Source organism: Candidatus Tenderia electrophaga (genome assembly GCA_001447805.1).
Lineage (GTDB): Bacteria > Pseudomonadota > Gammaproteobacteria > Tenderiales > Tenderiaceae > Tenderia > Tenderia electrophaga.
In genome coordinates this window covers 2,487,179-2,511,194 of sequence record CP013099.1, presented here as the reverse complement: position 1 = coordinate 2,511,194, position 24,016 = coordinate 2,487,179, and the positions used below count along the sequence as shown (strand labels likewise).

At 57.8% G+C, this 24,016-nt stretch carries 27 protein-coding genes; 7 read left to right on the top strand and 20 right to left on the bottom strand.

The features are described from left to right. Nucleotides 1–3: 3 nt before the first annotated feature. From Tel_11590 to Tel_11575, 4 genes are all read right to left on the bottom strand, one after another. On the bottom strand, nt 4–1,164 hold the full coding sequence (locus Tel_11590; GenBank protein ID ALP53728.1) for a pyridine nucleotide-disulfide oxidoreductase: 1,161 nt from the start codon (nt 1,162–1,164) through the stop codon (nt 4–6). A 257-nt stretch (nt 1,165–1,421) separates the two neighbouring features. Next, nucleotides 1,422–1,775 carry a hypothetical protein gene (locus tag Tel_11585; GenBank protein ID ALP53727.1) on the bottom strand — a complete coding sequence of 118 codons (354 nt, stop codon included), beginning with the start codon at nt 1,773–1,775 and terminating at the stop codon, nt 1,422–1,424. A gap of 12 nt (nt 1,776–1,787) precedes the next feature. Beyond that, nucleotides 1,788–2,753 carry a sulfurtransferase gene (locus tag Tel_11580; GenBank protein ID ALP53726.1) on the bottom strand — a complete coding sequence of 322 codons (966 nt, stop codon included), beginning with the start codon at nt 2,751–2,753 and terminating at the stop codon, nt 1,788–1,790. Then, the gene (locus tag Tel_11575; protein ALP53725.1) at nt 2,743–3,606 is read right to left on the bottom strand and encodes a fatty acid hydroxylase; all 864 of its coding nucleotides are present in this window, start codon (nt 3,604–3,606) and stop codon (nt 2,743–2,745) included. The genes Tel_11580 and Tel_11575 overlap by 11 nt, the downstream gene beginning before the upstream one ends. A 119-nt stretch (nt 3,607–3,725) precedes the next feature. On the opposite strand from Tel_11575, the gene Tel_11570 reads away from it, so the two are divergent. Continuing rightward, nucleotides 3,726–4,385: an ArsR family transcriptional regulator gene (locus Tel_11570; GenBank protein ID ALP53724.1), complete on the top strand. Its 660-nt coding sequence runs from the start codon at nt 3,726–3,728 to the stop codon at nt 4,383–4,385. A 12-nt stretch (nt 4,386–4,397) separates the two neighbouring features. On the opposite strand, the gene Tel_11565 is transcribed toward Tel_11570, so the two are convergent. Genes Tel_11565 through Tel_11545 form a run of 5 tightly spaced genes read right to left on the bottom strand, consistent with a single transcriptional unit; the run spans nt 4,398 to nt 7,182 of the window. Further along, nucleotides 4,398–4,793: a MerR family transcriptional regulator gene (locus Tel_11565; GenBank protein ALP53723.1), complete on the bottom strand. Its 396-nt coding sequence runs from the start codon at nt 4,791–4,793 to the stop codon at nt 4,398–4,400. Then, nucleotides 4,790–5,062, bottom strand: a complete 273-nt coding sequence (locus Tel_11560) for a hypothetical protein (protein ID ALP53722.1) — start codon at nt 5,060–5,062, stop codon at nt 4,790–4,792. The genes Tel_11565 and Tel_11560 overlap by 4 nt, the downstream gene beginning before the upstream one ends. Continuing rightward, nucleotides 5,046–6,023, bottom strand: a complete 978-nt coding sequence (locus tag Tel_11555) for a hypothetical protein (GenBank protein ALP53721.1) — start codon at nt 6,021–6,023, stop codon at nt 5,046–5,048. Before Tel_11555 ends, Tel_11560 begins: the two co-directional genes overlap by 17 nt. Next, nucleotides 6,020–6,316: a hypothetical protein gene (locus Tel_11550; GenBank protein ID ALP53720.1), complete on the bottom strand. Its 297-nt coding sequence runs from the start codon at nt 6,314–6,316 to the stop codon at nt 6,020–6,022. Before Tel_11550 ends, Tel_11555 begins: the two co-directional genes overlap by 4 nt. Nucleotides 6,317–6,345: 29 nt before the next feature. Beyond that, on the bottom strand, nt 6,346–7,182 hold the full coding sequence (locus Tel_11545; protein ID ALP53719.1) for a hypothetical protein: 837 nt from the start codon (nt 7,180–7,182) through the stop codon (nt 6,346–6,348). Between the two features lie 240 nt (nt 7,183–7,422). Here Tel_11545 and Tel_11540 point away from each other — a divergent pair, with 240 nt between their 5' ends. The 6 genes from Tel_11540 (at nt 7,423) to Tel_11515 (ending at nt 10,879) form a co-directional block, all read left to right on the top strand. After that, on the top strand, nt 7,423–7,773 hold the full coding sequence (locus tag Tel_11540) for a mercury transporter MerT (GenBank protein ID ALP54844.1): 351 nt from the start codon (nt 7,423–7,425) through the stop codon (nt 7,771–7,773). A gap of 30 nt (nt 7,774–7,803) precedes the next feature. Continuing rightward, a complete protein-coding gene (locus tag Tel_11535; protein ALP53718.1) occupies nt 7,804–8,094 on the top strand; it encodes a hypothetical protein in 291 nt (96 codons plus the stop codon). Then, the gene (locus Tel_11530) at nt 8,091–9,512 is read left to right on the top strand and encodes a mercuric reductase (protein ALP53717.1); all 1,422 of its coding nucleotides are present in this window, start codon (nt 8,091–8,093) and stop codon (nt 9,510–9,512) included. Before Tel_11535 ends, Tel_11530 begins: the two co-directional genes overlap by 4 nt. Further along, complete coding sequence (locus tag Tel_11525; GenBank protein ALP53716.1) at nt 9,502–9,915, top strand: hypothetical protein; 414 nt, start codon at nt 9,502–9,504, stop codon at nt 9,913–9,915. The genes Tel_11530 and Tel_11525 overlap by 11 nt, the downstream gene beginning before the upstream one ends. Nucleotides 9,916–9,985: 70 nt before the next feature. Further along, entirely contained in the window at nt 9,986–10,423 is a 438-nt protein-coding gene (locus Tel_11520) for a hypothetical protein (GenBank protein ALP53715.1), read from the top strand. A gap of 93 nt (nt 10,424–10,516) precedes the next feature. Next, entirely contained in the window at nt 10,517–10,879 is a 363-nt protein-coding gene (locus Tel_11515; GenBank protein ID ALP53714.1) for a hypothetical protein, read from the top strand. Here Tel_11515 and Tel_11510 read toward each other — a convergent pair. From Tel_11510 to Tel_11460, 11 genes are read right to left on the bottom strand one after another with little or no spacing between them, the layout of a single operon-like run. Then, a complete protein-coding gene (locus tag Tel_11510) occupies nt 10,868–13,633 on the bottom strand; it encodes a hypothetical protein (GenBank protein ALP53713.1) in 2,766 nt (921 codons plus the stop codon). The genes Tel_11515 and Tel_11510 overlap by 12 nt on opposite strands. Nucleotides 13,634–13,637: 4 nt before the next feature. Further along, nucleotides 13,638–15,014, bottom strand: coding sequence for a hypothetical protein (locus Tel_11505; protein ALP53712.1), 1,377 nt, complete (start codon nt 15,012–15,014; stop codon nt 13,638–13,640). A 20-nt stretch (nt 15,015–15,034) separates the two neighbouring features. Then, nucleotides 15,035–15,847 carry a hypothetical protein gene (locus tag Tel_11500; protein ID ALP53711.1) on the bottom strand — a complete coding sequence of 271 codons (813 nt, stop codon included), beginning with the start codon at nt 15,845–15,847 and terminating at the stop codon, nt 15,035–15,037. Beyond that, nucleotides 15,844–17,772, bottom strand: a complete 1,929-nt coding sequence (locus tag Tel_11495) for a hypothetical protein (protein ID ALP53710.1) — start codon at nt 17,770–17,772, stop codon at nt 15,844–15,846. The genes Tel_11500 and Tel_11495 overlap by 4 nt, the downstream gene beginning before the upstream one ends. Nucleotides 17,773–17,789: 17 nt before the next feature. Further along, nucleotides 17,790–18,572, bottom strand: coding sequence for a hypothetical protein (locus Tel_11490; GenBank protein ALP53709.1), 783 nt, complete (start codon nt 18,570–18,572; stop codon nt 17,790–17,792). After that, a complete protein-coding gene (locus Tel_11485) occupies nt 18,557–19,594 on the bottom strand; it encodes a conjugal transfer protein (protein ALP53708.1) in 1,038 nt (345 codons plus the stop codon). The genes Tel_11490 and Tel_11485 overlap by 16 nt, the downstream gene beginning before the upstream one ends. Continuing rightward, nucleotides 19,581–20,180 (bottom strand): hypothetical protein, encoded by a 600-nt coding sequence (locus Tel_11480; protein ID ALP53707.1) that lies wholly within the window; start codon nt 20,178–20,180, stop codon nt 19,581–19,583. The genes Tel_11485 and Tel_11480 overlap by 14 nt, the downstream gene beginning before the upstream one ends. 59 nt (nt 20,181–20,239) lie before the next feature. Beyond that, the gene (locus Tel_11475) at nt 20,240–20,734 is read right to left on the bottom strand and encodes a hypothetical protein (protein ALP53706.1); all 495 of its coding nucleotides are present in this window, start codon (nt 20,732–20,734) and stop codon (nt 20,240–20,242) included. Further along, the gene (locus Tel_11470; GenBank protein ID ALP53705.1) at nt 20,718–21,065 is read right to left on the bottom strand and encodes a hypothetical protein; all 348 of its coding nucleotides are present in this window, start codon (nt 21,063–21,065) and stop codon (nt 20,718–20,720) included. Before Tel_11470 ends, Tel_11475 begins: the two co-directional genes overlap by 17 nt. Continuing rightward, nucleotides 21,062–23,596 carry a hypothetical protein gene (locus tag Tel_11465; protein ALP53704.1) on the bottom strand — a complete coding sequence of 845 codons (2,535 nt, stop codon included), beginning with the start codon at nt 23,594–23,596 and terminating at the stop codon, nt 21,062–21,064. The genes Tel_11470 and Tel_11465 overlap by 4 nt, the downstream gene beginning before the upstream one ends. Then, entirely contained in the window at nt 23,596–24,015 is a 420-nt protein-coding gene (locus tag Tel_11460) for a hypothetical protein (protein ID ALP53703.1), read from the bottom strand. Before Tel_11460 ends, Tel_11465 begins: the two co-directional genes overlap by 1 nt. Nucleotide 24,016 lies beyond the last annotated feature (1 nt).

The following is a 24,016-nucleotide window of genomic DNA, read 5'->3' as shown; positions in this document are numbered from 1 at the left end:
TCCTTAAAACCATTCAAACAACCAGTACTTCTCGAAGGCCACCTTGCCCAGGTGCAGGGTGCGGCTGGGTTGACGCAGCTTCACTTGCGGGGCGGGCTCGGCGAAGAAATTACCACTGCCAAAACCGGCTTTACCATCGCCGCTCTCCAAAAAACACTCACCATGACCATTGAAGACTTTAGGGTTTCCTTTACCGGTGATTTCGTGGATCAGGTTATTGGCCACTACCTCGGCCTCACCATGGGCGAAGACGCCGGCCTTGGGCAGCGGTTTGCCCATCGACAGCATGATGCCGGTGACATCACCGATGGCGTAGATGCCGGGGAATTTCGTCGCCAAGGTCGAGCGATCAACCGGTACCCAGCCTGATTCGCCGGTCAATCCGGCGTCACGAACAACCTGCGATGCGCGATGGGGCGGCACGTAGGCTAATAGATCAAAATCCGCTATTGCGCCGTTGGTAAACTGAATCTGTTTTGCCTCTGGATTCACCTGAGTGACGGTATGCTCCGGGTGATAATCGATGCCCTTGGATTCGACCATTTGTCGTACCTGGGTAGAGACCTCCGGGCCGGCGACACCCATCGGCCCCGGCTCTGGTGTAAATAGATCGATCCGTAACTGCTCACGAACCTTGCGCTTGCGGCAATCGTACTCCAGTAGCATGGCGGCCTCGTAGGGTGCCGCCGGACACTTGAACGGCACGCCGCTCACCAGTACCACCAAGCGACCTTCACGCAATTGGAGACGTGCTTCACGCAGTGCTTCCGCACCCTTCAGTGAGTAGAGGTTGTGACCCGCCTCGGCCAGACCGGGAATGGTGTCCGGCGCCAGCTCGGCGCCCAGGGCAAGCACCAGGTAATCGCACTTGAACTCCTGCCCACCCACCGTCACCGTTTTTTTCGCAGGATCGATGTTTTCGATCTCGCCCTGAATGCGTTCTATGCCGAGCTTGTCCAATTTGGCCAGGGGACGGCTGATCTTCTCCGGCGTGCGCAGACCAGTCATGAGCCAGAGAAACGAAGGTGCGAACACATGGTTTGCCTCCCGCTCGATAAGCACCACGCGATGTTCGCGCGGCAGTTTTTTACGTAGCAGGCTAGCGGCGACTACACCGCCGATGCCGCCGCCGAGAATAAGGATGGTTTTACCTTGGGCGTTCATTTTTCTTCTCCTGAAAAAAATCTGCCGAATGTGTTTACATCATTTCAGTCATCACTGTTTTAGATCGTGTTTCTTTTGTTCATACTCTTCCCGGTTGATTTCGAGCAGGCAAATAGTGGAAGATCATAACCGTCTACTGAATCGGGGGAAGTCCACAGTGCCCAGAATAGAATCATAAAGATCCAGCCGAAGCCCATGCCCCAACCCCAGTCACCCATGTCGTGAAACATATCCGTGTCTCCTTTATCATCAGTCCGTTAAAACACCAGCACCTTGTCGGCGTCGCAGGTGGCGGTGGATAGCGCCTCCATGTCGCTGCGCTGCGCGCCATCGATGAGTTCCTCGTCCGTCAGGCCACGCGCGTCCATGCAGGTGCCGCACAGCAAGGCACGGCTGTTCTCGTGGCGGAGTACCGCCTTGAGCATCAGTTCGATGTTGTAATAACCGGAGGGTGGCTTTTGTCCTTGCCTGGCGCAGGTGACGGCATCGGCCATCAGGAACAGGGTCAGTTCGGCTGGATCGCGCTTGGTCAGGCTCTTGGCCAGGCGCAAGGCGTTGTAACTGCGCTCGCTGCCATACGGCGCGTCGTTGAGGATGATGAGTATCTTCATGGCTGGCCTCCTTTATCGTTCGATAGGAAAACCATTGCTGAGCCAAGTTGTCATGCCGCCCCTGGCGACATGCACATCGGCGAAACCCTGTCGTGCCAGCAGTTGCGCCGCCTGGCTGGAACGGCGGTCGGTGCGGCAGACGAGGACGATGGGCCGTTCTTCGTAATCACCCAGCTCAGCGAGTCGATCCGGCAACGCTTCCAGGGGGATGTTGGTGGCCCTGGCGATATGACCCTGTTCGCCTGCAAAGTCTTCCGCACTGCGCACATCGAGCACCAGGAGGTCCTCAGCCGCATCCAGACGTTGTTTGAGTTCCGGGATGCTCAACATCGGTTTTTGCCGCAGACGGCCGATGAGGCGCGGCAGAAAAGCAACCAGCGCAAGCAGGGCGAGGGCCAGCAGGCCCTTCTGGATCACGCCGCTGCCACCGGCCACGGCCTCGCGCCCGGCATAGCCCAGATACGTGTAGGCCATGGCGCCGGGCAACATGCACAGGTAGCTGGCAATGAGGTAGTGGGGCAGCTTGATGCGCGTCAGGCCCAGGGCGTAATTGAGCAGATTGAAGGGGAACAACGGCACCAGGCGCACGAAGGCCACAAAACGCCAACCTTCGCCCTCGACGCCTTCCTTGAGTTGTTTCAGCCTACCGCCGGCTTTGTGTTCCACCCAGTTCGATGCCAAGTAACGCGCCACCAGAAAGGCGAGCGTGGCGCCGATAGTGGCACCGGTGAGATTGTAGAAGGTGCCCAATACCGGCCCGAACAGCGCGCCACCAGCGAGGGTGAGCACCGAACCGGGCAGGAAGAACACCGTACCCAGGGCGTATATAAGCATGAACAGGATTGGGCCGGCGGCGCCGGCATCCTTCACCCAGGCTTCCAGTGCCATGGTGTCGAAGGACTCGCGGTAGATCACGGCAAGAGTGATCCCCGCGATGACGAGCGCAAGCAGGAGGATGCGCGCAATCTTATTGTTCATCGGGCTTGCTCCACTCGCGGCGATTGATGGCATAACCTGAGATCTTGCCGATGAAGGGCAGGGCCAGCATGCCTGGCAGCCAGCTCACCTGTTTAGCGGCGCGGTATTGATGGATACCGATGGTCATTCCTACATGGCCGTCGCGGGGCTGATCGATATAGGTCCCGAAGATTCGGTCCCAAATGGAAAGATTGAAACCGAAGTTGCTGTTGGCTTCGTTGTCTTCCACCGAGTGATGTACGCGGTGCATGTCCGGGGTGACGACGATGAGCCGCAATACCCGGTCCAGCGCCAGCGGCAGGCGCACGTTACCGTGATTGAACATGGCCATGGCGTTCAGCACCACCTCGAAGATCACCACTGCGGCTATCGGCGGGCCAAGCACCACGATGGTGGCGAATTTGATGAGCATGGATAGGATGATCTCGATGGGATGGAAGCGCGCCCCGGTGGTGACGTCGTAATCCAGGTCGGCATGGTGTACCCGGTGCAGCCGCCACAGGGTAGGTACAGCGTGCACCAGCACGTGTTGCAAATAGATGACGAAGTCCATGGCCACCACCGAGATCATCACGGCCAGCGGGAAGGAGATCTGGAAATGGTTGAGCAGGCCCCAGCCGTTTTCAGCGGTAAAGACGGCCATGCCCACCGCGGCGGCAGGGAAGATCAGGCGCAGGACGATGCTGTTGAAGAAGACCAGCCCCAGGTTGTTGATCCAACGCACCGCCTTGGAGACGGTCAACACCCGGCGTGGCGCAACGATCTCCCACAGCGCCATCAGGGCAAAGACGCCGAAAAAGAAGCTCAGGCGAATGGTCACCTCATGCTGGGTAATAAATTCCGGGAAAGTCATCTAATGCCGCTCCATACAATATTCAAATAATTACTTGAATAATACTGTAGCGTACCCTATCCTTGTATTCAAGCAATGGTTTGAATATTATTGATGTACGTTTAATGGACGGTAGAAGTATGAGTGCGTTCAAAAAAGCCCTGTTCGGGCAGTTCGCCCAGGTTGCCAAAGCGATGAGCAGTGGCAACCGGCTGGAGATGCTGGAGTTTCTGGCCCAGTGCGAATATTCGGTGGAGGATCTCGCCAAGGTGATGGGGCTGAGTGTGGCCAATACCTCCCATCACCTGCAGCAGTTGCGCCATGCCGGGATGGTGACGACGCGCAAAGAGGGTCAGCGTGTCTTCTACCGTCTAAATGGCGAGGATGTGAACGAACTGGTCGGCAGCTTGAGAAACGTGGCCGAACGGCATCTGGCCGAGGTGGATCAGTTGGTCGGCACCTATCTCACCAGCAAAGACAGCATGGAACCGATACCCCGTGATGAATTGATGCAACGGGCAAAAGAGGGTTCAGTCACCGTATTGGACGTTCGTCCTCCAGCCGAATACGCCGCCGGCCACTTGCCCGGTGCGGTCAATGTTCCCTTGAAAGAATTGAAAAAACATCTCAGCGAGTTCGATCCGCAGTGTGAGATTGTCGCTTACTGCCGTGGCCCCTACTGTGTACTCGCTTTCGAGGCCGTGAAATTGTTACGCGGGAAAGGCTTCCGGGTCAGGCGTTTGCAGGATGGCTATCCCGAGTGGAAACAGGCAGGCTTGCCGGTGGAGACCGCGAGATAAAGGTGTACAGGCTCATTCACTGTCTTCAATACCTTCAATAATCGGGCAGCCGTTGTCACTGGCGGCGCAGAGATTGACCAGCAGGGTAAGTTCATTGCGCAGGGTGGTGAGGTCTTGCAGGTGGTTTTCGATGTCTGCCAACTTGCGGTGGGTAAGCTCACGCACTTCGGTGCGCGCGTGTTGTGGATCTTCGCGCATCTGCAATAGGTCTTTGATCTCGGCCAGGGAGAAGTTCATCCTCTGCGCGCGCTGGATGAACTTGAGCCGGGAGATGTCCTTGTCGTTGTAGGCACGGATACCCGAGGCTGTGCGCTTGACCTTGGGCAATAGGCCGATTTTTTCGTAATAGCGCAGGGTGTCGGCGGAAAGGCCGAGCTGCCGGGTGATGTCGCTGATGCGTTGGGTCATGATTCACTCAAGTGTTGTTGCAATGTTAGATACAGTTTGTCGTGTGTAGGCCGCGCAGTAAACATCAGCTTGCCGTCAATGGCGATGGCGGGCGTGGCGCGCACGCCCATGGCCACGGCGTAATCCAGTTCGGCGACCACGTCCACCCGGCGCCACGCTATCCAGTCATTGCCGGGCTCTTGCGCCAGAGACTGCACCAGGCTCACGGCGCGGCCGCATCTATTGCAGTTGGGCGCGGTGAAGATTTCGATGTTAACGGTCTTGCTCATCCGGTCTCCACATCTGGACTTGATGGTTGGCGTAGTCGGCCACGAACACGTTGCCGTCGTCGGTAACCGCCACAGCAATGGCGGTATGCGTTGTCCCGTCGCCGGGGATGCCGAAGGTGTTGAGAAATTCCCCGTCCGGGATAAATTTTTGCACCCGGTCGTTATAGAAGTCGGCCACATATATATTGCCTTTTGGTCCCACGGCGATGCCGGTGACGGTGGCGAACCAGCCGTTCCACGGGCCGTGGATATTCATGGCAAAGGGCCCGCCCCATTTCGTCATCAAATCGCCATCAGGTCCGTAGGCCAGCACGCGGTCGTTGTAGCCGTCGGCGACATACAAGGTTCCATCCGCGGCCACGGCCACGTCAGTGGGATAGCCGAGCTTGCCGCCGAACACGCCGGTCTCGCGGGTCACGCCCCATTGGCGGATGAACCGGCCGTCGGCACGCAGTCGTTGCACACGCTGGTTGTAAAAGTCCGCCACGTATATATCGCCGTTGTCCGCAACAGCCACGCCCCCGGGGGCGTCGAATTCGCCCGGGCCGCTGCCCGCCTGGCCGATTTCGCGCAGGAAGCGGCCGTCCAACGAGTAGACCTGTATCCAGTCGTTGAAGTAATCCGCTACGTAAAGCTCGCCGCGGGCAACGCTCAAATTCATGGGGCGGCCCAGTTGCCCGGGTGCCTCGCCCGCCTCGCCGAAGGCGCGTTTGAAATTGCCGTCGAGATCGAACACCTGGATGCGGGCGTTGCGCGAGTCGCTGACGAAGACCTCGTTGCCAAATACGGCGATGCCGGTGGGTTCGTTGAACCGGCCGGGTTCGGTGCCTTTGCCACCCCAGGTCTTGATGAGCTCGTAGGGCGATTCTTGTGGCGAGGGCGACCAGATGGAGCAGCCAGTGCTGAGTGCAGTAAGGATGGTCACGGCCACACCCACTGACAACCATCGAATCTGGTTCATAAGGGTTTCTCTGTCATGCTCTTCATCGTGAAGCCGGCGTCGTTGATGATGGTCTTCAATTCATTCTCGGTAAAGGTCTTGCCTCCGGCGGTTTTCACGATCACCAGGCCGTTTTTGAGGTCGATGTCCACCGATTCGACGCCTTCGGTCTTGAGGAATTTCTTCTCGATGCCGTAGGCGCAGAAGGGGCAGGCGAGGCCGTCCACGCGCAAGTCGTATTGGGTGCCGGCGGCGAGTGCGAGGCCCGCCCAGAGCAGGGCGGTGGCGGCAATAAGTTGAACGAGATGCTTCATGGTGTGTGCTCCTAAAATAAAATCATAGGTTACAAGTGCCACTCGAAACTGGCGCTGGCGCGGTAATCAGATTCGTCCTGCGTACCGTTCAGGTCGCTGGCGATGGGAATCTGTACACCGGCCTTAATGGCGAAGTTGCGATAGGTCCAGAAAATGCCGGGGGAGAGGAACCACTCGCTGCCGCCGCTGTTGGCGAGGGTGTTGCCGTTCAACGTGGCTTTCTCCGCGAACTCGCCATTGAGTTCAAGCAGCCAGACGGTGTCGGGCCTGCGGTATTCAGGCGGCGTGGGGCGCCAGCCGCCCACAAAGTCCACCTGCCATTTGTCGCTCATCTGTAAACCAGCATCGTTCTCACCGGGGCGCAGGTAACGCGCACTGGCCCAACGGTACCATTCAAGTCCTTCATAGCCGTAAGTGAGTCCGGCCAGATAATCCGTGGCACCGTTACCCAGGGGTGGGCTTTGCGTTTCGTCGCCGTTGTCCATATTCACCGCCAGCAGCACCGCGGCCGATTCCTGCAGGCCCAGCGAGTCCTCGCGCCAGAAGCGGTATTTGGTGAACAGTTTGATATCCGCCGGACCGCTGGACGATTCCGGCCCTTCCTCCTTGCTGGCGTAGGGCAGCTCCACGCCCGCCGCCCAGTCGCCGGTAACCCCGTAGACCAATTCCAAAGCCAGTTCATTTTCCGTCTCTTCCCCGGCTTTTTCCCGGTGCTGATGGACAGCGGTCTCGACCCCGCCCTTGTACAGCACGTGGGGGCCGATGCCGAAGACGGGGTCGTGGGCCAGGGCGGCGTTGTTGCCGAGGGCTAGCAGCGCGGCCGCCGCCACCGCGCCGGGCAGGGTGTGCCACAGGTATGGTTTCATTTCGTGCTCCCATGCTTTCATTGCGGGAAAGTCTAAACCTTGGAGTCAACTCCAGGTCAAGCCCGTTTGCCCGGAATTTTGCGGAGGTGGCGGCGGGAAGGAAAAAACGAAATGCCGCTTGACTCCGTTGTAAGGTACGGAGTCTAGAATTCCCCCATCAACGGTTTTTCTAAGGAGTTTGCCATGACTCATTCTCAGACGGCCGCGCAGACGGATGCGGCCGAAGGGCGGGCCAAGCCGGTGAGCAGCGGGGCCGGCAAGGGCACCCTGGTCGGCGGCGTTATCGCCGCCATCGCCGCCTCCACCTGTTGTATCGGCCCCTTAGTATTGCTGATGCTGGGCATCAGCGGCTCGTGGATCGGTAATCTCAGCGCCCTGGAACCCTACCGGCCCATTTTCATCGGCCTGACTCTGATCTTTCTGGGGTTGGCCTTTCGCAAACTGTATCTCGTCCCCCAGGCCTGCGCCGTGGACGCACCCTGCGCCCGGCCCGCCAACCTGCGCAAGCAGCGCATCGCCTTCTGGGTCGTGAGCGTGTTCGTGCTGGTGGTGATCAGTTTCCCCTGGTATGGGCCTTATCTACTGGATTGATTTTTAGTGAATGTATTGAGGAGCAACATTATGCGTAAATTGCTTTTGATTTTGGGATTGTGCCTGCCTGTATTCGGAAGCGTCCTGGCGGGCGAACTGAAAACCATCACCCTGTCGGTGGACAAGATGACCTGCAACATGTGTCCCATCACCGTGAAAAAGGCCCTGCGGCAAGTGGATGGCGTGACCGAGGTGAGCGCAAAATACGAAGGTGACGGCATCGGCTGGGCCACGGTGACCTATGATCCGGCCAAGGCCGATGTGGAAGACCTGACCTTCGCCACCGAGCAAGCAGGTTATCCTTCGAGGCTCAAGCCATGAGCGCGAGCCACGCGAACCAGCCCTTGTGCATCGCCATCGTCGGCACCGGCTCGGGCGCCTTCGCAGCGGCCATTGCGGCCGTTGAACGCGGCGCGCAAGTCACCATGATCGAAGCCGCCGGTGTGATCGGTGGCACCTGCGTCAACGTCGGTTGCGTACCGTCGAAGCTATTGATTCGCGGTGCGCATATTGCCCATCAACAGAGCTATCATGGATTTGCCGGTATTCCATTTCATACACCGGTGATCCATCGTGCCAGCATGGTGACGCAACAACAGGATTTGGTGGAGAAACTGCGTCAGGAAAAATATGAAAATATTTTGGAAACCAACCCCGGCATCAGCCTGGTGCGTGGAGTGGCGCGTTTCAAAGATGCCTGCACCTTGACCGTAACCAAAACCGATGGCAGCGAAAAAGACATCGGCGCTGACCGCATCTTGTTGGCCGTGGGCGCCAGGCCTGCCGTACCACCCATCACCGGCCTGAACGGAACACCCTATTGGACTTCCACCGAGGCACTGGTCGCGGAAGAAATCCCGAAGCATTTGCTCATCATCGGCGCCTCCGTGGTGGCCGTGGAGCTGGCACAGGCCCTCCGCCATCTGGGCGCGGAAGTCACCGTGCTGGCGCGTTCGACCCTGCTGTCGAAAGAGGACACCGATATTGGCGAGGGTTTGGCGAAGGTCTTCACCGATGAAGGTATTAAGGTCATATCACATACCGCAGCGGAAGCCGTGAGCCATGATGGCCGGCAATTTACACTAAGCATGTCCACAGGCGAACAATTGCAAGGTGACCGCCTGCTGGTGGCCACCGGCCGTGAACCCAATACGGCAGCTTTAGATCTGGACAAGGCCGGTGTGGAAACCGATCGGCGCGGCGCCATCGTCATTGACGATCACATGCGTACCAACGTGGACAACATATACGCCGCCGGTGACTGCACCAGCCAACCGCAGTTCGTGTACGTGGCCGCCGCGGCGGGTACACGTGCCGCGCGCAACATGACCGGCGATGATGTGGCGCTCGACCTGTCGGCCATGCCCGCGGTGGTGTTCACCCACCCGCAGGTGGGTACGGTGGGATTAACGGAACGGCAGGCGAAAGAGCAGGGGGTGGACGTGCAGAGCCGCACCCTTAAGTTGGAAAACGTGCCGCGGGCCCTGGCCAATAGGGACACGCGGGGATTTATCAAACTGGTGGCGGAAAAGGCCAATGGCCGCATCGTCGGCTGCCAGGTCCTGGCCGACGAAGGTGGCGAAGTTATCCAAACCGCGGCACTGGCGATTCGCAGCCGCATGACCATTCCGCTACTGGCGGACCAGTTGTTCCCTTACCTGACCATGGTCGAGGGATTGAAACTCTGTGCCCAAACCTTCAGCAAGGATGTAAACCAACTGTCCTGTTGTGCGGGATAGTGTTTCCGATGCCAACGCCACAATTGCCACGGCACAGAGGAGTATCGACATGCGCCAGATACTAAGTTCACTGGGTTCCGTTATCGTCGGCGCGTGTTGTCTCGGTCTTGCGCCGGTCATCGCCGCGCTGACCGCGTTGGGCGCCGGTTTTCTGATTAACGATGCCATATTGATCCCGTTATTGGTGTTTTTGTTGGGATTCAGCATTTGGACCTTGAAATCTTCCAGGCAGAGACACGGGCGGAATGGTCCGTTTTATCTGGGTCTGGGCAGCAGTGTCGCAGCCTTTGTTGGGTTATGGGTATTCGCACCCATTTCCTATACCGGGTTTGCTGGACTGGTTGGTGCATCGGTATGGGATCTGGTACTGGTGCGTAAACAACCGTCGTCTTGTGCAACATAGGTGATGCACCCCGAGAGAACATGTAGTATTTGACAGCGTCCACAAAGAGTGAGTAGGTGCCGAATCGAATATGAATGCAACCAAAGAACTCACCATCGGCAAACTGGCCGACCGATCAGGCGTCAACGTTGAGACCATACGTTATTATCAACGCCTGGGTATAATCCGGGAGCCCCCGAAACCAGCACAAGGCTTTCGGCAATACCCCATTGCGGAAATCGCACGTGTGCGATTCATCCGGCGCGCGCAACAGCTTGGTTTCACACTCAAGGAAATACGCGAGTTGCTGGGTCTCGGCGATGGTCATTGCCTGGAGGTGCAGCAATTGGCGCGCTTGAAAATAGCAAAGATCGAAGAACGCCTGCGAGATCTTCAGTCCATGCGTGGCGCGTTGCTGGATCTGCTTTCCCAATGCGAGGCGGCGGATGCTAATGACATTCACTGCGCGCTTATCGAGGCCTTGGGCAAGGAATCGACGATAAGCCCGTCAGGAGAGAAAGAACAGTAAAGACCGGCCAATTTTAGCGGGCGAGTGGCTATCTATCCGGGCCTCCGGTCAAACCTGCTGGACATAGCCTATGACGTTATGTCAAATTGATCAATGCAGTTGGTGATACGGGCCATCGGATTAATGAGAGAGCAGGACATGCGCATATTCAGGGAAATTTGTGGTCTTTTATTGCTAGCAGGAATTGTCGTCGGGTTTGGCCAATTCCTGCCTGGATTGGCTGTGCTTTTCGAGGATTACCTGGTTGGGTTCGTTTTGGTCGCGATCGCTATTCCTGTGTTCCGCAGGATATACAAGTCCCACATGGCTAACGTTGCGAAATTGCCTCTGGACGAACGGAAGAAAAAGGAGAGGGAGAGTCAGAAATGGTGGAAGGAAACGAGCGAAGCAACATTTTCTCCATCACAGCCGCTCGATCTCCGAAACGTGACGAATGACGATTCGTTAATCAAATAAATCGGAGAATTTGTTAGTCAATTTCGTTTTTACCTTGTCCATGGTTTCGTGGATACTCGGAGCGGTACCCACAGAGTGGATCCGCTGTTTATCTTCTACCGTCTCTTCCAATTGCTGGCCGTCATCGGTTACTGAAGCACGCCCCATACCGATTCTCGTTGTGGCAGCATCTATACCAAGTCCGGATTCATCCATCAAGGTTGCTACCCCGTCACTGACATCACGTTCGCCTTGAATACCCGACGCTTGAGCCGCCTGCCGAACTACTGCCGAGTTTGAGAGCCCAGACTCAGCCACCTGAGATCGTCTACTGCCGATCGCTGCTGTGTGTGCTTCACCGGCGTCAGATACAGTATGCGTGTCAGGCGCCGCTTGTATTCCAGCGAGTTCCTTTCCATGTGCTTGTGCGAAATGGGAAACCGAATCGGACAGTGTTGCGGTGGCGCTGGTATCGCCCATGTTGTGGCGATGGATGATGCTGTCTACGTCGGCGGGGGAACGATTTTCTTCCTCGATCATGAATCGCCTGACGGCCATGCCGACGTCGCCCTGGAAGCTGAAACCCTGATCATCCACTCGGGATTTCGTGTGTTGCCACTGATCCACGTCTCTATAACTGGTCTGAGCGTCATCTCTGTACTGTGTCTGTTCTGTGAGTCCACCGGCGACTTCTCCAGCAAAGGAATCATTATGCTCGGAGCTGACCCTGGCGGCCTCCGCTTGAACGGCGCTGGAGACATTCTGATAACGTTCGGAGAAGTTAGTGCTTTGATTGAGCTGTTGTGCTTCAGACCAGGCATTTTGGAGTGCATCCTGATTTCTGAATTGTGCCTTTATGTCAGCCCCAATTTCTGTAAGAGGGATCTTTCCTCCGAATCCCGCGGCACCAATCATGGCTACCGCCTGGTCGTTGGACACGCCATACTTGCTGGCGAAGTTGTTGGCGACAGATGTCAGCTCGCCGAATTCTTGTTGCACGGATGTCCCATCCTGCATTTTGAATTCCTGACTGACCCCGGTACCGCTCGAGGTCTGGTCCACGAACCGTTTCATATCGCTGTAATTGGATGCGAGGGATTGACTGTAGGCTGCCGTGTTTTGCCACGCCGATTCCTGAGACTCTGAAAGCTGTGTCGCCACGCTGGAGCGCATCGCATTGGTTATCTGAGTTCCGAATCCAAGATTCGATTGCTGATAACTCAAGGTCTCGGCGCCGGTTGGCATCATCTTGTGAGTTGTGCCCTGGCCGTCGACCATGGTGCCCACACCGCCTGCGTAAGCTGGCGCAAAGTCGTTCTTGAATCCATGCTGACCATACAGCCCCATATTGCCCATGCTGACGTTGCCGTGGGAGATATCGGCCGCGGCACGTGAGCCCGCCTGCTGTGTGATGGCCCCCAGCCCAGATGCCAACATGGACATGGACATTCCGGCACCGGCGTTGACTACGCCCCAGGAGATCAGGGGAATCATCCAGGCCATGTAACTGGCGATGGCGGCGATGTCTGCATTGACGTTACCCAGGGCGGTGGCCGTCGCCAGTGTCAAGGCCTGGCCCCCTGAAGGTAAGGTCGCCACGGCCATGCCGGTATCCGCCGAGTAACTGGTCATGATCAGATTGATGAGCGCATAGAGTGGTGCCCAGAGCTGTAGCCAGAAGACAGACTTCAGATAAAACATCAGCGCCTTACCGGCCGCGGGGGTAAACATCAGGACCAGAAACAACGGAAACATGCCGTACACCAACACCTCGAAGATGTTGCGTAGCAAGGGCAGGGTCTTACCGGCCAGTTCCCCGAGTACGGAGTAAGACGCGCTACGTTGCGCCTCGGCCTGTGCCAGTGCCAGATCCTGAGCGGCAGCGCTGGCATCGGCCCGGGCGGCAAATCGTGTGAGCGAACGTTTCACTGCATTGGCCATCATGTTCTGGCGGATAGAATCCGCAGCGGTGGTCGTAATGTTGCTCATGTAGGCATAGGAAACCGGCAGTGCGGCCATGAATTTGGCCTCCGCCAGTGGATCGCCGGGAAAGAGGCGGTTGCCGTAGATCTGCCGGGCGCGGGTGATTTCGTTGGTCCAGTCGGTATTGAGCAGGGCGGCACCGGCGGGACAGGTAACGATGGATTTGCTTCCCGATGCGTCCAGATACTGAAACGATCGCGCCGGGTTCGCGGTAGACTGGAGCATGGTCCAAAGATCAGGTTCATCGACAATATCCCCCCAGGTGTAAAAGCCGGTGAGAATGTCGTAGAACACGCATTGCTGCATGAACTCGGAGATGTTGCCCGCCAACCGGCTGTCGGTGATCTCGAACTGTGTCGAGGCCCGGAGCAGGTTTGAACCGAACAGCAAGCCGTTACTGCTGTACTGGAGGTCATTGGGCAGGGACAGTACGCTCTCGAAGGTGCGCGCCATCCAATCCCCGACATTGCTCGCCATGGAGGCGGTGAACCCGACACCGATGGGCACGTTCGCCACCACACCGCTGTTGGCGGGATTGATGCGGTCGGTGATGATCACGTTGACCCGCGGAATGAATAGGACATAAAAGACCAGGATCACGACAACGAACGGTTGGATGCTGATCGGCCTGCGCATGAAGATCGCCTCGATGATCACCCAGATGACGGTGATCAAGCCGGTAATCTTGAGCAGCACCAAATAGTCGTTGTCGCCGAGGATGGCGACCAGGCCATTAAAGAGTTGCAGCAGTACCGCGCCGCCGCCGTAGGTGAAGATCTCCCAGCTAGGCACAGACTTACCTCAGTGAGCCAGCATAACGCATGCTTTCGGCCAGCGCCGGCGACATGCTGGCCACCAGCATCCGTTCATAGAGCTGGGTTTCGCGGATCATGTCCACATAGCGGGACAGTTCCTCGAAGTTATCCGATTTCATGCGATTGACTTGCCGTCGTGATTCGGTGATGCCCGCCATGTAGGCTTTGCCTTCCTCACCCTGCATGAATTCGCTCCCGGAAGTGGACGCCACCACCATATCCAGCAGGTCATTGACGTAGCTGTAGAGGATGTCCTTGGCGACGATATCGGCGTACTTATCGGCCTGCGTCGCCACAACGGCGCTGCTCATGGCGCTGGCGACATTGAGGATTTTGTAGATCGGGATTTTCGTTGCACCGAGCAGGCCGATTTCGCTACTGCTCAACGTTTGCCGGTTACGGATCTTGTCGGCGATGCCGTTCATGATGACGATTACGCGATTCTTGAGTCCATTGCCGGCACCGAGCTGAACGGTTTTGTTGGTGAGACTGGTGCACGCCATCTCGTCACTGCTGGAGGTGCAACCCTGGATGACGATGGATTGGGAACCATCCAGCAAGACATTGAGCAGTTCCGCCCTCTGGGTTTGTAAAACCGAAGGGATGGTGACGGTCGTGGTGGCCGAGTTCTCGTTGCCCAGATCCTTGCTCAGAATGACGGTGCCGGAGAGGTTCATCATCAGTTCCATCAGATTGGTGTCGCTTCTGAGAAAGAGGTTTTGCCACATCACCCGCCAGGCAATATTGCCACGGGTGAAGGCCATTTGATTGAGCGAGGAACCGGCCAGCGTCGAGTTGCGTTGGCCGCCGGCGCCACAGGCCTGCCGGGCATCCTCCATGGAGTCGCCATTGCCATAGCGGGTTAAAATGCATTGGGAGTTTTCCTTGGCATCGATGCCCATCATGCCGCCGACCAGATCGGCGGCGGCCTCGCAGGAATTGATGTTGAGCTGATTGATCATCTCCGCCTTGTCTTTGATCCACTCCATGACATTGGAAATTTGCGGCGAGATGACACGCAGCCCCAGCATGAAGGCATAGCTGGCCGCGTTCTGTCCCACGTTGCGCAAGGCGGCAATGAGTTGTGCCGAGTTGATGTAGGAGAATCCGCCACCGTAAAGATCCACGCCACTACAGCCGGCGCGATAATTGGGCATCTGTACCGAGGCGAGCTGATAATTGCGCGAGGGAGAGCGCAGGTAGAGTCCGCCACCGGTGAAGTAACCCGCCGCCTGACCCTCGTAAACGCCGGGCGGGGTGACATTAGAGTTGTATCCCATATCGTTGAAGAAATTATTCATGTCGCTGCCGACATCTGCCTGGGAAGTGTGAACAAGCAGGAGCGAACAGCAGGCCATGATTAATAATCGAGGCTTGTTCATGGCGTATCTCCAGGATTTTTATCGATCAAGGTAATGACCCGCTCTTCCAATTCGGAAGGACCGATCAGACCAAACGAGACGGGTTGTACCGACCGGCTTCGGGGTTCAATCAGATAGACGGCGGGTACCGTGTTGACACCCAAGCGCCGGGCGGTGCCGTTATCGAAACGCGGATTCGGGAAGCCGGGACTCGGCCCACCATCCAGCGAGATGGCAGTGACATGAAACCCGTGCCGCGCAGCAAAACTTTTAAGAACAGGAGAAAAGCGTTGGCAATAAGGGCAACTTTCCCGGAAAAAATAGAACAACCCATGAGTACGGGCGATGGTTTCCAGACGCACCTTTTGAAGCTCGTTGCGTGTGTCGTAATAGGTATTGACCGCTTTTGGACTGGTTGGGCGTACCAGGGTATGGTCCAGCTCAGGTGTTACCCACACCACCTGTTGCCACACTTCGGCAAAGCGTTGTGAATTTGCCATGGCCTGTTTCTGCAGCTGGAGATACGCCGCGACGTTCTCGTCGCTGGGTTGCATGATGGCCAGTGCCTGGGCGTTTTCCAGTTTTTCCTGAAACGCCTTGAGTTCCGCTTTTGAGTCCGCCTTGGGATCAGATAGGGCCGGGGCGAGTATCGCATTCGGTGGGGTGTCTTCTGTTTCATCGGTTTCTTCTTCAATCGGGGGCACCACATACCAGAACCAACCCTCGGCATGACGACCGAACCATTGCTCCGATGGGGCGGCACTGGTCCAGGCCGGGACCGTTGTTAGAAGGAAAAGAATCAATAGGGGAACGGATAGACGCTGCATCATGGCAAGGACTGTTGAATATAGTTTTCGATGAGCCCTTGCAGCTCGCCACTGCTGGGGCCGTTGGCTTTGTCGAATGCGTCCGCATAGAACTCGGAAAAATCGATCTGGGAAAAATCCAGGCTTTGCAGTTGTTCGATGGTCAGGCCATCGCACTGGGGGTTCTTTGCGCTACCCCAGCCCATGCCCAGTTGGGTACGGCCCTGTTCCTGAATGATGCGGGCCAGTTTCGACTTGAAACAGCAATGGGTTTCTTTGCGGCTGGTGCAGCCGAAGATGGTTTTGTTGGAGCAATAACTGCCGACGTAATGGCACAGGCTGGCTTGGCGAGCGAGCGCCAGACGTTGTTCGTTGGAGCTGCATTGATCCAGGCCGATATCCTGGCCCCAGCCGTCGAGCTTGCAGCAGTTCGAGAAACCCAGGATCGCTTTGCTGCAGCGCAGGTCGTCACCTCTGAAAATGATGTTGGCATCGACATCGAAATCCGCCGCCGCGTCGCTGATCGCGCCGAGGTTCGCGGCCGCTACACCAAAGTCTTGGCTGGGTTCGTATGAGGTATCGAAACAGCCGCCGTCCATGCACATCGTCTGGCCACTGCAATCCATGATCTCCTGGCTGGTGCCGGCGGAGGTCTCGCATTGATAGGTCTGCTCGTAGGACTCGCACAGGTTGTTAGCCAATGTGCCGGTGCAGCGCGAACCGATTTGGGTACAACCCCGGTTTCGCAGTTCCGCACAGTAATCCTCTTCAGTAGTCGATGGTGCGGCGCATTCATAGTTCTTTTCATAGCGCCAGCAATCACGATAGACTTCGATGCCGTCGATCAGACGTGTCTCCGCCGGTTCCAGGCAGGTCCGCGTCGGCTGCGCGCAGATGCCATTCGCCAACTGCGTCTCTAACGCGCCGCAATCATTGCTCCAGGTCTCCGACCACTCGCAATCGCAATATTGGGTGGCCCGAAATTTCATCCAGCCCTCACCGCCGCCCGCCACCACGACCCGCATGTCGATGGTGTTGATGCCGGTCTGCAGGAACGGCTTGATGTCGATGTCGAGCGCCTGGTTCCAGCTGGTGCTGAGTTCACAGCCACCGTAGTTGGAAGGGCCGTATTGCACCTGTTTGATGCTAAACCCTGAGAAGAGCACGGTATCGACCACCTCCAGCCGGTCCCCGCCATACGGGCCGATGTAGACCGGGTTGCCATTGACCTCGATCTTGATCCAGTCATCAAATCCGGCCTGGATCAGGGTGAATTCCTTGACCTTGTTAATATCTTCGATGGTGAAAGTGGTTTGCCGGTCGAAGACCGCACAATAACCGCTCCAGATATTGTCGGCGTTGGCGCCGAGCGTGAGCGTGGGGTAGGTGTAGTTCCACTGCATATCCGTGTTCAGCGATCCCATCAGTATGCCGCCGGCGTCGCATTCGATAGGACGGTTGCAGGACAACTGGAGGGTTTCCTGACACGTGTATTGCTGGCTTTCACGCCACTCGACACATGTCTCCTCGCTGTATTGCGGCGGTGTGGTGATGGTCGAACTCTGGCAGCCGGAGAATTCGCCGGTGATATTGCCCGCTACCGACTGCGGGTTTTCCTCGATCGCCGCGGAACGTGTAAAAAGGGGATCGTTTTCTTTGTCGAACTGAAATTGCGGGCGCGAGGTGGCCGATTCACTGATAAACGCACCGGTCTCGTTCTGATTGACCTGGCTACGCGCCGTATCCTCGATAGCCATGGGGTTGTCGGCGTACTGGGTTTCCGGCACGTCGGTGCCCTGGTAGCCGGGCACCGTGTCGGCGCTTTGGTTGACGGTCAGATCCTGGCTTTGTTGCCGCCCGTCGTTGCCGAACGCCTTTCCCGCTTCCAGGGCTTCGGGTACCGGCATGCTTTCCGCAAAGCCTGCACCCTGGAATGCCAATAGCAACAAGGGAAGAAGGAGTCTTCTCACGGGATTTCCCCCTTCATGTTTGCCAGTAGCCCCTGGGCATCGTCACGCATCGCCGGTACTTCCCTGGCGATAGACTCGAGGGCATACTCCAGCGTGACATCCCCGGCCAGACGCACGAAATCCGGAGTGGGGCACCCGTCTTGCCTGCAGGCTTGCACCGGAGCATCCGTGAGGACAAAAGCAGGGACGACCGAGACACCAAAGCGCTCATACAAGGTGGGATCGATGCTCAACCCGCCGTCGATGCTCGTATTCCCCTTTTTGTCCGCGTCTAGCAGTTTGCCGACCTTGATGCGGGTCTTGTTCATGTCGTTCTCGACCAGGCCGCGCAACACCAGGGGTGCGCCAATGTGCCGGGCCTGGTTCATCAGTCGCCGCAGTGTTATATCCGGCATGGAGAAGGAAACAAAGACATAGAACTGTGGACCGCTGTCGTTATTCGTGTCGATGGGTACATCGTGCTGTTCCGCCTGATCGAGCAGTTTGCCGATTTCCGCGCGCGCCCGTGATAGCTGCGCGGGATCGGGTTCCGGCAGAACGGGAAATGCGGTCTTTGGCAGGGCGTCGGATCGTTCGATGATCCTCGAAGATTCCTTCTCCAGCTCGTTAATAAACTCCGGTGAGGTGGATAAGGCGTCGGCTTGTTTTAGTACATCCGAGGTTCGGTTGTGCATCGTCTCGCGCATTCGATCCGCGTCGTTCATGGCGGCCGTACTGTCCGGCGCGGCATGGGCGAATTGAACAAACGCGAGCAGGGGTAGGGCTAATAAGCGCAACATGCGCGTCGCCTCCAGATCATGTAGGCGAAGTCCTCGCCCTGTATGGGAAATTCCTTACCCGCGCCCCACAAGGTAGTGCTGCGCCCGTAGGGATGCGCCATCAAGGGCGTGGGAATGGGGCGCAGCAGCTGGGTCTTGTACCAGGTCTTCTGCATGATGGGCGCCGGGAGGGGCAGGCACATGGCGGCGGGGGTGCTGACATCCATCGCGACCAGGGCACGATGTAGAGTGGCGTGCAGCCGTTCCACCGCCACGGTGGAAGAAGCCAGGCCACTTTCATGCGGTTTTACCGTGCCGGACAAGGGATGCAGCCCCACCTGACAACCGAGACACCAGAACAGCGGGTCCAGCGGAAAGCCAGCCGATGCAGCCAGACAATCGGCGGCGCAGGCCGCTTGCGCCACCGGATTGTTGAACAACACGGCTTCGGGATTGAGGATGAAGCTCATCTCGTCGTTGTTCCACAGCGGGTCCAGCTCGGTCATGAAGGCCACGTCGAATTGCTCCGGCGACACACAGGCCTGACTGGTCATCATGTTGAACCAGTACATCACCGGGTAGATGAACCAGTGGACGTGGTAAAACGACACCGATTCCGTATGCGCGTGGGTCGTCCGGTTACCACCCTGACCGGCGACGGATGATCCGGGTGGTGCCAGGGTGATCCCGCCCAGCGTGGGAGAACACCAGGGCGTGCGAACGGCTTCGGCGACCCGCGCCGGTTCCCAAAAAACCGTGCCGATACCGACGCGAAACCAGGGCGGGGCAGCCATCGGACAGATGCAAACCGCGGGGGGATAACCGTTGGTAGCGCCGGAGTCGGTCTGTCCCATGGTGGCGACGGGGACGGGGCCGATGAACAAGGGAAATATGCAACGCCAGCAGATATCGGTGATGGGATTGACGAAGGGCATGGCCCCGCAGGTGCCGGCGGCACTCGCGGATTGCACCATCACACCGGTGAGCAGGGACGCCGCTAACACTAAACCCAATTGCCATGATTTACGCTTAACCATGCGCATCCTCCGGCACGATTTCATCGATGCGCAGTCGCTTGCCGTCCTGGCTGATCACCGAAGGCAGGGTTTCGATGCCGAAGCGTTCCACCAGTCTGCCACCCTGATCGAAGTACAGACGCATGTCCCATGTTTCCATCAGCTTTAATACGGCTCCCTGCGTCAGAATGAGCCGGACCTGCTCGGGATAACGCTTCACGTAAGCCTGTGCCCAGGCCGCCTGATCCGGGTCATCGGCATTGAAAAAAATCCACTGCTGTGACAGGGAGATGTAATCCAGCGGATTGACTGTCGTGCCGGCTGGCCACAGCACCTTGCCTTCATGGTCTTTGATGCTCTGAGCAAAGCGCACCGTGGGGTCGAAATAGCGAACCTTGTGTGTCTTGGTGCGCGGCAGGGACACACCTGTGGGGCGGTTAGCGTAAGCGATGAACCGCGCCTTCATGTCCTCTTCGATCTTCGCCAGCTCGCCATTTTCGTCGGCTGTTTTGAGCTTGCCATAAATACTTTCCAGCATGCTCGGTTCGGCGATCTCGTAGGTCTGGCCGATGACGCCCAGGTCGGTGCCGGCACCTGCGATGGGAATCCGCATAAGTGACAAAACGGCAAACAGGAGCGTTACGCTTAACACGCTTCTCATCACGACACTCATTACAACAGCCTCACGGCACGACCCAGTATGCGGTCGGTAGTGATCCAGCCGATCTCACCATAGCGCGAGTCGTAGCTGTCGATGTGCGGGGTCCAGAAGAAGTAGTGGCCGGGTGGAAGCATGCCCGTTGGGCCAGGTGTCAGGGGCTGGTCACGGCGGGTCTGTTCCTTCGCCCATCCGATCGCTACGCCGTTGATGGAAAATTCCCGTCCGTTACGGGTCACGCTATCTCCCGGTACACCCAGCACCACCTTGATGAAAGGGGCGCCCTCCGGGTAGTACGGATTGGGTGGTGTCCGGAAGGCCGCGATATCGAGGCGTAATGGCAGTTCGTCTCTAATCACCAGATAGACATAGCCTGGCAGACTGTTGTCGATGTTGAGGCCGAACAGATACCAGGGCGAAAGGGCGGCCTGAACAATAATCACGCCGATCATCGTGGTCGCCAAGCCGATGACGGTCCGCTTGGCGAACTGTTTAGCGCGCCTGTTCATCGACTTGCCTGCGGACTTCGTCGGTGAGATCCGGCACGCCCGTGATCACGGAAGGTTTGACCAGCAGCACGACGTGGTATTTGTTGGCGACACGGGTAACCGCCGCATCGAGGCGTTTTGCATAGGCCTGACTGCGCGCCTTGATGGCGTCCTCATCCATCCCCGGATCGATGGTTTGCAGATGTTCGGCGACCAGGATGCCGGGATCGACGGTCGCCAGTTTCTGTGGCTGTCCCATCCAGCGCTCCGTCAACAGCGTCGCGGCACTGCCGACCAGTGCCGCGATGATCACCGTGACCAATCCAGTACTGTTAATCACGGCACCGTTCATCGTTCCACCCCCTTGGCGAGTTGTTCCACCGCCTGGGCCAGTGTCATGCCCTGACGCACCATTTTCTGAATGGCATCGAACTCGGTGCCTTTGGTGGAGTAGAGCTTTTCCGTGAAGGGATCGACGATCAGCCGCCCGATGGCCATGCCGTCGGGACTGTAGGTGGCCACTTCGGAATACTTGCCGTGGATGGTGTGCACCGAACGCAGCAATTTCATCTCGGACTCTTCCATGGCGAAGCGGCCTGATTTCTGTAGCTGTATCAGGCTCTCTTTTTTCTGCCGCAGCAGGAATACCCAGTCGGAGTTCTCGAAGGCGGCCTGGGCGGTACCTGATTTGTAGTAATCGTTGACGCCCTGAGTGACGGTGAGAAAAGCGCCTTCGTATTTACGCGCCGTGCGGTAGCCTTCCTCGATAAACGAGCCGGCGTTGCCGGAGCCCATCAGTTTCCAGGCCTCGTCGATGACACAGAGTTTGCGCTGGGTGCGCTCACCGAGATACATGTCCTCGGTAATGCGCATCATCAGCAGTAACAGCACCAGGGATTGCAGGTCGGGCATGGCGTCCAGGTCTTTCAGTTCCAGCGCCACGAAGGGTTTGTCGAGATCGAGGTTGTTCTCGCCCTCGAAGAAACGGGCGTAGACCCCGTGTTTCGTGTAGGGAAACAGGCAATCGGCCAGGTCCGCTTTGCGCTTGTCACTGTCCGATTTGAGCGCGTCGAATATATGGGTGACCGTGGTGTGCTGTTTGTGCGCCGTCCAGACTTCCTTGAGCGCCTGTTCGATCCAGGCCGACTCCATGGCGCCCAAGGCTGACGCAGGTGAAGCCATGTGCGCCACCAGCGCCTTCAACATGGGCAGGTCGTCAGTGAAACCCTCATCGGTGATGCGCGTGAAGGGATTGAGATTGATCCGGGTGTCATGATCGAAACGCAGATACCGGCCTTCCAACAATTGGCAGATGTTCTTGTAGGACTCGCCCCGATCGATGGTCCAGACCCGGCCACCGGTACCCAGGATGCTCATGATGATTTCCTGGGTAAGGAACGATTTTCCCGAGCCACTGGCCGCGGCCATGGCCATGTTGTAGTTACCCTGTTTGTTGTCCCAGGGATCAAGGTGCATGATCTGGCCGCGTCGTCCCTGCAGCATCAGCAATGGTGTGCCGGTTCCCCACCATTCCGCCGTCGCGGGCGCGAGGTTGGCGCAGGACCAGGTAAGAAAGGTGCGTAGCCTCGAAAAGCTTTCCAGTTCCTTGACGAAGCCCGGCCCGGCCGTCATGGGTAGAGCCGATAGAAACGCATGCACCGAAACGAAAGAGTCACGGCTCAACGTCCATCCGGCGCTTTTATACAGGGCCTTGAGCTGGTGTTCGGCGCGATTGCCGCTGCCGTGCGGCGCAAACAGCACCACCTGGAAGCCACCGCGCACCAGCGAGTGACCGGCCTGGATCTGGCTGGAAACGAAATCCCAATCCGCCTTGCGATCTTTCCAGACCGGTACGAATTTGCCGATTGGGGAATCCGCCATCTGGGTGGCGCGGGCCGATTTGTATTTGGCTTCGCCCGACGCCGCCACCTGATCGGGCACGTGCACGATGAAGGTCATCAGAAAAGGACAGGGAATGCGCAGGGTGTTGGACATCACGTCGCCGATGAGCTTGTCCATGCCCCAGCCCGCCCAGGTGTCCGGATACTCCCGCGCGGAATAGAGCCGCAGATCCAGCAGTGTCTCGCCGTGTTGCAGAGCCAGGCCTTCGCGGCCGGCCAGCATCACCGTATCGCTGTCCACCATCTGTTCACGTAGCAGTTTGTCTTCCTGGTAGCTGAGTGTGTCGCGGCGAACGGGACGGGGATTGAGCAAGGTATCCATGAAATTGATGAATGCCGCTGCCTCCATGGAACGTGAACCCAGGCCCGCCGAACGCAGCGTGCCGGTGACCGATTCGCGTAATTGCACCATCTGCTCGGCGATGCCGTTTTCATCCAATGGTCGGCTGAGACTCAACACGATACGAAAGTCGCGCACCAGCATGGCCTGATCCGAAAACAGACTGTCCCAGGTGCCACCGAGCAGATAGTCCACCCGCCGCCGCAAGGTGGCCCGATAGATGTTTTCGTTGCGGTGATGGGAACGGATATGAGCCTCGTCATCGCCGATCGCATCGTCTTTCTGACGCAGGTTCGCCCAACGCTTCATCAGCGGTAAAATATCCGGCGAGGCGTAGAGGGTGTATTGCACCGTGGTGTTGGAGGGCAGGCCGCTATAGATCCCGGACAGCACGCGCAGGGTCTCGTCGTCCATGCCGACCGAGGGTGTGACTTCCAGCAGACAGGAAACACTGTCTTCGTTGTAGTAGAGACCGGTTTCCTCATCCCACGATTCATAGGGCAGCAGTTGTGACAGTCCGTGACGTTGCAGTAATGCATTCCACTCCGCCTGGGTGGGCGGCAACGCTTTGCGTTGCAAACCTTCACCGGGTGGTGACTCGGCAAAGAAGGCGCGAAGGGGTTTGGTGAGTGCGGATAACATCAGGGCTTCTCCATGACCCAATGGCCGTTATCGAGCCGCAGATACAGATAAGTCTCGTCGTGCAAGGTGCCGTCCTCATCGGGCCAGGGAGCGACCCAGACCCGCATCGTCCGGGGTGGAATCAATAGGGGGGCGCCGGGCGACACCGTTGCCAGTCCCGCTGATCTGCGCGAGTGAGCCGAGGGCGGTTGCGGGGCATCAGCACCGTTAAAGTCATCCTCGTCTTGATCGTGCGCTACCGGATCACGGTTGTCGGGCACCGCCTGGCTTTTGAGTAAACCGTCCTGTGCCATTCGGTGTACCTCACTCAGTGGCTTGCAACCGATGCCCTCGGGTACGCCACAGGCGTATTTAGCGGTGGCACAGCCGCTGAGGACGATAGGTAATGTAAAGAACGTTAGCGCAATCAATTTAATCATG